The sequence below is a fragment of the Streptomyces xylophagus genome, assembly GCF_000716435.1.
GTDB lineage: Bacteria > Actinomycetota > Actinomycetes > Streptomycetales > Streptomycetaceae > Streptomyces > Streptomyces xylophagus.
Genome location: NZ_JNWO01000030.1, coordinates 85,531 through 92,251, shown reverse-complemented (window position 1 = coordinate 92,251; position 6,721 = coordinate 85,531). Strand labels below are relative to the sequence as shown.

At 69.3% G+C, this 6,721-nt stretch carries 7 protein-coding genes; all 7 read left to right on the top strand.

Annotated elements, in window-relative coordinates; all coding sequences use genetic code 11:
- Nucleotides 1–1,123, top strand: a 1,123-nt coding sequence (locus OO70_RS42795) for an amino acid permease (RefSeq protein ID WP_043684382.1), incomplete at its 5' end; no start/stop codon positions are given.
- On the top strand, nt 1,120–2,205 hold the full coding sequence (locus OO70_RS51495) for a type I glutamate--ammonia ligase (RefSeq protein WP_051742139.1): 1,086 nt from the start codon (nt 1,120–1,122) through the stop codon (nt 2,203–2,205). The genes OO70_RS42795 and OO70_RS51495, both read left to right, overlap by 4 nt.
- Before the next feature lie 363 nt (nt 2,206–2,568).
- Nucleotides 2,569–3,066, top strand: a complete 498-nt coding sequence (locus OO70_RS54140; RefSeq protein ID WP_106971870.1) for a zinc-dependent metalloprotease — start codon at nt 2,569–2,571, stop codon at nt 3,064–3,066.
- Nucleotides 3,059–3,256: a hypothetical protein gene (locus OO70_RS42785; RefSeq protein ID WP_043684379.1), complete on the top strand. Its 198-nt coding sequence runs from the start codon at nt 3,059–3,061 to the stop codon at nt 3,254–3,256. Before OO70_RS54140 ends, OO70_RS42785 begins: the two co-directional genes overlap by 8 nt.
- Nucleotides 3,253–4,383 carry a hypothetical protein gene (locus OO70_RS42780; protein ID WP_043684376.1) on the top strand — a complete coding sequence of 377 codons (1,131 nt, stop codon included), beginning with the start codon at nt 3,253–3,255 and terminating at the stop codon, nt 4,381–4,383. Before OO70_RS42785 ends, OO70_RS42780 begins: the two co-directional genes overlap by 4 nt.
- Before the next feature lie 264 nt (nt 4,384–4,647).
- Entirely contained in the window at nt 4,648–5,670 is a 1,023-nt protein-coding gene (locus OO70_RS42775) for a thymidylate synthase (protein ID WP_043684373.1), read from the top strand.
- Nucleotides 5,628–6,716 carry a nucleoside-diphosphate kinase gene (locus OO70_RS42770; protein ID WP_234337072.1) on the top strand — a complete coding sequence of 363 codons (1,089 nt, stop codon included), beginning with the start codon at nt 5,628–5,630 and terminating at the stop codon, nt 6,714–6,716. The genes OO70_RS42775 and OO70_RS42770 overlap by 43 nt, the downstream gene beginning before the upstream one ends.
- The last annotated feature ends 5 nt before the right edge of the window (nt 6,717–6,721 follow it).

Genomic DNA, 6,721 nt, shown 5'->3' with positions numbered 1-6,721 from the left:
CATGTCGCTGTTCGTCGGCGCCTGGCTCAACCTTCAGTGGGGCTTCACCCCCACCCCCGGCCGGACGCTGGCCATCTGCGGCGCCATCCTCCTGCTGCTCGCCGTGCTCAACCTGTTCGGGGTGCGGCTGGTGTCCGTGCTGAACTCGATCAGCGTGTGGTGGCACATCGGCGGCGTCGCGGCGATCGTCGGCGCCCTGGCCCTCGTCCCCTCCCGCCACCAGTCGGCGAGCTTCGTGTTCACCCACTTCGCCAACACCACCGGATGGGGCAACCCGCTCTACGTGATCGCCCTTGGCCTGCTGCTCGCGCAGTACACCTTCTGCGGCTACGACGCCTCCGCCCACCTGTCGGAGGAGACCGTCCACGCCCAGACATCGGCCGCCAAGGGCATCGTGTACTCCATCTTCTGGTCCTGGATCGTGGGCTTCGGGCTGCTCGCGGGGATGCTCTTCGCGATCCAGGACTACGCCGGCACCGTCGGCAGTGCGACCGGGGTGCCGCCCGCGCAGATCTTCCTCGACGCGCTCGGCCTGACCGGCGCCAAGATCCTCCTGCTGGTCGTGATCGTCGCCCAGTTGTTCTGCGCGAACGCGGGCCTCGCTTCCGCCTCACGGATGGTGTTCGCGTTCTCCCGCGACGGTGCCCTGCCCTTCTCCAAGACCTGGCGGCGGTTGAGCCCCCGCACGAAGACCCCAGTCCCGGCGGTGTGGCTCACGGTGGGCGTCGCATTCTGCCTGGCCCTGCCGTCGCTGTATTCGCTGACCGCGTACTACGCGGTCACCGCGATCAACGTCATCGGGATCACCCCCGCCTACGCCATCCCCGTCTACCTGCGCCTGCGCGCCGGAGACCGCTTCACCCCGGGCCCCTGGCATCTGGGCCGCTGGAGCAAACCCATCGGCTGGATCGCCGTGATCTGGGTCGCCTTCATCACCGTGGTGTTCTGCCTCCCGCAGGTCTCCCCGGTCACCGAGGACTCCTTCAACTACGCCCCCGTCGCGCTCGCGGCCGTCCTGCTCCTGGCCACCGTCGGATGGGCCACCCGCGGGCGGCGCAGCTACGGCATCCCCGAGTACGGGACCGCCAAGGAGCGCGCACAGATAGGGGAGGAGCTCGTATGAGCCAGACCCCCAACCAGCCGGAGGACGCCGCATTCGAGCTCCTGCGTGATCTGGTGGACCGCAGGATGGTGGACACCGTGCTGCTGGCCGTGCCCGACATGCTGGGCCGGCTGAAGGGCAAGCGGATCGACGCGGACCATTTCGTCGACCGTGTCGTGGCAGGCGGCGGCGACATATGCGCCTACATCCTGGCCACCGACGTCGACATGCGCGCGCTGGACGGCTTCGCCCTGGCCTCCGCCGACACCGGCTACGGCGACGTGAGCCTGCTCCCCGACCCGGACGCCGTCTACCGGCTGGCCTGGATGCGGCGCACCGCTCTGGTCTTCGCCGACGCTATTGGCCACGACGGACAGCCCGTCAGCGTAGCCCCGAGGCAGATCCTGCAACGCCAGCTCGACCGGCTCGCCGCCCGCGGCATCACCGCCCAGGTCGGCCTGGAAACCGAGTTCGTACTCAGCTACGCCGACGCCACAGTCCCTCACCACCACCCGCTGCGGCCGGTGTTCGACCGCAACCTCGACTACTCCCTCGACCACCCTCAGGTGCTCACCCGCTTCTTCGAGGAATTGCAGGGCGGGCTCGGGAGCCGGCGCGGACCCTCGCCGAACGGGCCGGGCTGGTGGCGAACTTCATGGCCGCACCCGCGACCGGCATCGGCAGCCGTCCCGGGAACCTTCGCGCCGACGACCTTCACCTGGGGCCGCGACAACCGCACCTGCGCCATCCGGGTCGTCGGCCGGGGCGAGAACCTCCACCTGGAAAACCGACTCCCCGGCGCCGACACCAACCCCTACCTCGCGCTCGCCGCAACCCTCGCCGCCGTCCTGGTCGGCTTGGACCACAAGTCCGAACCGCCCCAGCCCTACGTCGGCAGCGCCTTCGACGACCCTGAGGCACCGCCGGTACTCGGCTCGCTGCAGGAGGCGCTCGACGCCCTCCCCAACTGCCCCCTGCCTGCAGAGGACTTGCTCACCGCGGATGTGGCTGCGCATTACGCGACCGCCGCCGGCCATGAACTCGACGTCCACCGCATCACCGTGACCGACTTCGACCTGCTCAGAGGGCTCACCTCAGCCTGAGCGGCACCCAACTCCCCTGTGAAGCAGTCGAGTTAGGGCTCGCCACCTACGGGCCACCTCCCTGTGCTGGGTGCGCAGCTCTGGCTCCGTACTCGGCGCCGGGGAGCCGAACCCCCTTCGTTCCCCGGGACCAGACGGTGGCCCGGGGGACGAAGGGCCCCACGAAACCGACCAAACCGATTACGTCTCGACAGGACCATCTGTGACCCACACCCGTTTCACCGTGCTGGATGACACCCAGCGCCATCCCGACCTGGCCGAGCGCATCGGCCAGATCCTTCGCCAGGTGGCACCGACGGTGAACGAGATAACCGGCCTCCCGCTCCCCGCGGTGGTCCGTTTCCGCCTGCTGCCACCCAGGGCATGGCGACAAGAGCTCCGGCAGAACCACCACCGCATCCTCACCCGCGACATCGCCGACCTGGACCTGACCCCGGCAGAGATCAGTGCCACCCGACTCGGGCTCAAGATCGCGGCTTTCCCGCCGTCTGGGCCAGTCTCTTCCTGCCGAAACGGGGAGTCCTCGCGCCACCGAAGAGTGTCTCGACCATCCTGGAGGGGCACGCCACCTGGGCCGAACGGCAGACACTCAAGCGGCTGTTCGGCACAGCGGCCGATTTCCGGGAAGGACCCAAGTCCTGGCGTTACCGCCTGCACAACCGGGACATCGTCCGCCGCTTCGGCCCCAGGCGCGAAGCGTATGAGCAAGGCTCCCGCCTCATCGCACAGGCCGTCGCCGAACTCGGCACTGGCCTGGTCAACCAGATCTGGAAAGACCTGAGTCTCCTTCCCACCGAGAAGGAGACCACCGACCCCGCCGCCTGGATCCACCGCATCGAGCGGGGGCTGACCAGTGCGTGATCACCTGCCCCCTCTCACCAGCCTCGACGGCTCAGGCCGCATGGAGCGCATCACCGTCGTCGTGCTGGACCTGCTGTTCGACCTGGCCCAGCAATCCGCCCGCTTCGGCTCCGGCCCGCAGCCGTGGGAGTCACTGGCTGCGTACGACGGCGACGCGTTCGCGTCCTTTACCGCTGGAGGGCCGCGATGACGTCACTTCGTACCGAGCTCCTCGACCTCATGCCGAACCGTCCGGCCCCTGAGCCCTCAGAGCTCACCGACGCGCCCGCCCGCCGCGTGATACGGCACGTCATCGGGCTGATGCTCCTGGCCTGCTGCTTCCCCCTGATCGGCACGGTGCTGACATCCGGCCACCTGTACGGCCTGCCGTCGTCGTTGTCTGCACGGGCCAGATACCCAGTGATCTGCACCGAGTTCGCTGTCGCGGCCATCGTGTTCTGGTGGCTGTGCTGGCTGGTCTTCGCCCGGACCCCGCTCAGCCGGGTCACCCCCCGCCAGCGCCTCCTGCAGCGCGGAGCCGCTGTCCTGGCCGGGGCAGCGGGCATGTTCGCCAGCGCGCCGTTCCCCATCGCGCTCGCGCAGGTCGCCGGTCACGCCGTGTCCGGGTGCGTCCTGGCGTGGCTGGCCCTCGAAGTGTGCCGCTCCCACCGTGTCTCCTTGCGAACCGCCCTTCCCCGCACGGCAGTTGAGCGGCTGCGTGACTGGCAGGTCACGATCATGGTCTTCGGCGTATGTGTCGTCAGCGGCGCTCTCTCCTTCCTCCTGCTCCAGCTCATCCGCTGGACAGGGGCCGGCGTACCGGTCATGAAGGGCAGCCAGATGGCCACCGTCGGCGAAAACGACGTCGGGACCCTCGCCTTCGGAGTGGTGTCGACGGTGGCGCTGGAGGACGTGGTGATCGTCGCCGCCACGACCGCTCTGCTGACCGCGATACGCCGGCCCGCGTGGCAGATCTACACCCTGGTCTGCATACCCGAAGTCCTCCTGCACGCCTACCTCGGGCTTCCCGCCATCGGCATGCTCGTGTTCGCCGCAGGCCGTGTCTGGCTGTACCGGCAGTACGGACGCCTCCTCCCCTTCACGGCCGCCCACTTCACCCTCGACTTCGGTGGCGGCGGCCTCATGCTCATGCAGCGGTTCCCCTTCTGGTACCGGCCCGCCCTGGTTTACCTCTTCGGCGTGCTGGTCTTCTTGATCGGGAACCGTCTGGGGAAGGCGGCGAAGGCGGCTCGTGCAGATGAACAGCCCCCGCCCGTCACGCCGGACGCTGACACCCCGCAGTCTGACGAGCATCCGGACCGGGTGAGTATCCGATGACCCCTGCCCCCGGTGTTCGCGAGGCCAGCGGCCGTGGTGCCGGGGTGGGGTCCAACTCCCGCTGCCGGGCGGCGGGTTCACCTTCGCCCGGCCGTGCGGCAGCACCAGCCCGTCGCGCGCCCGCCCCTCGGCGATCCGGCAGCGGCGGACGACAGACCGGCAACTGCACAGGCACCCCTCCCGGTGCTCGCGGCGTGTGGTGCCGCTCGGGCTGGGACGGGAGCGCCCACCTCACTATCCGTTTCCTCATTTTGGGAGAGTGCCTTGCTCACAGCGCCGCCATTCGACAGCGTCGAGGGTGCCTACCTTGCTCTGCTGCGTCTCACAACCGAGCAGCCGGACTACCGGATTGACGCACGCGGCAATGCCGCCCGTGAAGTGATCGGGGTCAGCTTCCGACTCGCGGATCCCCGTCAGCGCCTGACGTATCTGGCCGAGCGCCGGGCGAATCCGGTGTTCCAGTTCGCCGAGGCTCTGTGGTACCTCGCCGGCCGCCGGGACCTGGAGATGATCGGCTACTACTCGACGTCCATGCGCGCCAGCAGCGCCGACGGCGTCCGTCTCGGCGGATCCGCCTACGGGCACACGCTGTTCAGCCCGATCCGCGGCGGCCGGTCCCAGTTCGACCAGGTGGCGGAGTTGCTGCTGAACGAGACCGACAGCAAACGCGGCTACCTGCCAGTGTTCGCGGCGAAGGAACTCGCCAACCTCAACAACCCCGACGTGGCGTGCCTGGCCGGGCTGCACCTGCTGCTGCGCGAGGGGCGGCTGCACATGGTGTGCAACATGCGGGCGAACGACCTCGACTGCGGACTGCTGTCCGACGTCTTCTCCTTCACGATGATCCACGAGTACGCCGCGATCCAACTCGGCCTGGAGCTGGGGACGTACACGCACACGATCGGGTCCGCCCACGTCAACGACACCGACGCCGAGCGCGTCACACGCGTCCTGAAGGAGGCGGACTCCCGGTCGGCGCCGCAGTCCTTCCCGTTCCCGGCGATGCCCCGCAACACCACAACCTCCACCATCGCGGACGTCCTGCACCACGAACACGTGCTCCGTACGAACCGGCGAGGCTACAGCGCCGGGCACATTGCGGGCCTGGACCTGGATCCGTACTGGCAGCAGGCGGTGCTGCTGTTCGAGCTGTACCGGCAGATCCAGTACGGCCAGACCGAAGCATGCGACCCCGACGTCCTGGCCGCACTCGATCCCGGCCTGCGCTGGCTGATGGAGCACAAGTGGCCTCAATTCATGGTGAGTTCGGACGGCGGTTCGCGGTGAGCGGCGGCCGGCCGATGAGCGGCGCGGTGGTCGAGGGCATCGACTTCGACCGCTGGGCGGTCATCCTGTGCAAACCCGACGCCGTGGCGCGCGGCCTGGTCGACCAGATCCTCAAGCGGATCTCCGCTGCGGGCGTCGCGATCTCGGGCCGTCTGGACCTGATCGCCGAGCCGTGGCAGCCGCACGTCGTCTACCGGGATCTCCTCGCCGACACCGGGCGCCGTCATCTCCCCGATCTGCCGGTGTGGATCGATGCCGCGTTCGCGGGCCAACAGGTCACCGTGGCGCTCGCGCACGGTGAACCCAATCTTCATGCCCGGCTGCGGCAGCTGGTCGGGCACACCGATCCGGCCCGGGCGGCCATCGGCACGATCCGCGGTGACCTGGGCGACGACAGCCTCACCGCGGCCGGGGAGGAGAGACGTCTCGTACGCAACCTCATCCACACCAGCCACGACGCGGCCAGCGCCCGCCGGGAGTACGGGACCTGGTACGGGCCGGGCCGCCGCCTGCAGATCGCCGACTTCGACCGCTGCTCGGTCATCCTGTGCAAGCCGGATGCCGTCGAGCGCGGCCTCACGGACGCCGTCCTGGCGCGGATCGAGGCCGCCGGCTGCACGATCGCCAGCCGCCGCACCGTCCTCGTGCAGCCGTGGCAGGTCCATGTGCACTACTGGGATCTCCTCGTCGACGCGGACCACTTCCCCGACCGGGACATCCCCGCCTGCCTGGACGACGCCTACGCGGGCAAGGCCGTGACCATCGCCCTCGCCTACGGCGAGCCCGGCATCCACCTCCAACTGCGGCAGCTGATCGGCCACTTCGACCCACTGCGGGCGGCACCCGGGACGATCCGCGGCGACCTGGGCCACGACAGCCTGGAGCGCGCCCTCGAAGAGAAACGCCTCGTCCACAACCTCGTGCACACCTCGGACGACGCCGGCGCCGCCCGCCGCGACTTCGGCACCTGGTTCGGCGCCGACCACCGCACCCTGCTCACCGCCCCCGCCTCTATTCCTGCTCAACCCCTGGCCGCCGACCGCTGAACACG

Bases quoted from the DNA above. Each gene is read 5' to 3' on its own strand.
- OO70_RS51495 (WP_051742139.1), top strand. From the start codon at position 1,120: ATGAGCCAGACCCCCAACCAGCCGGAGGACGCCGCATTCGAGCTCCTG.
- OO70_RS54140 (WP_106971870.1), top strand. From the start codon at position 2,569: ATGGCGACAAGAGCTCCGGCAGAACCACCACCGCATCCTCACCCGCGA.
- OO70_RS42780 (WP_043684376.1), top strand. From the start codon at position 3,253: ATGACGTCACTTCGTACCGAGCTCCTCGACCTCATGCCGAACCGTCCG.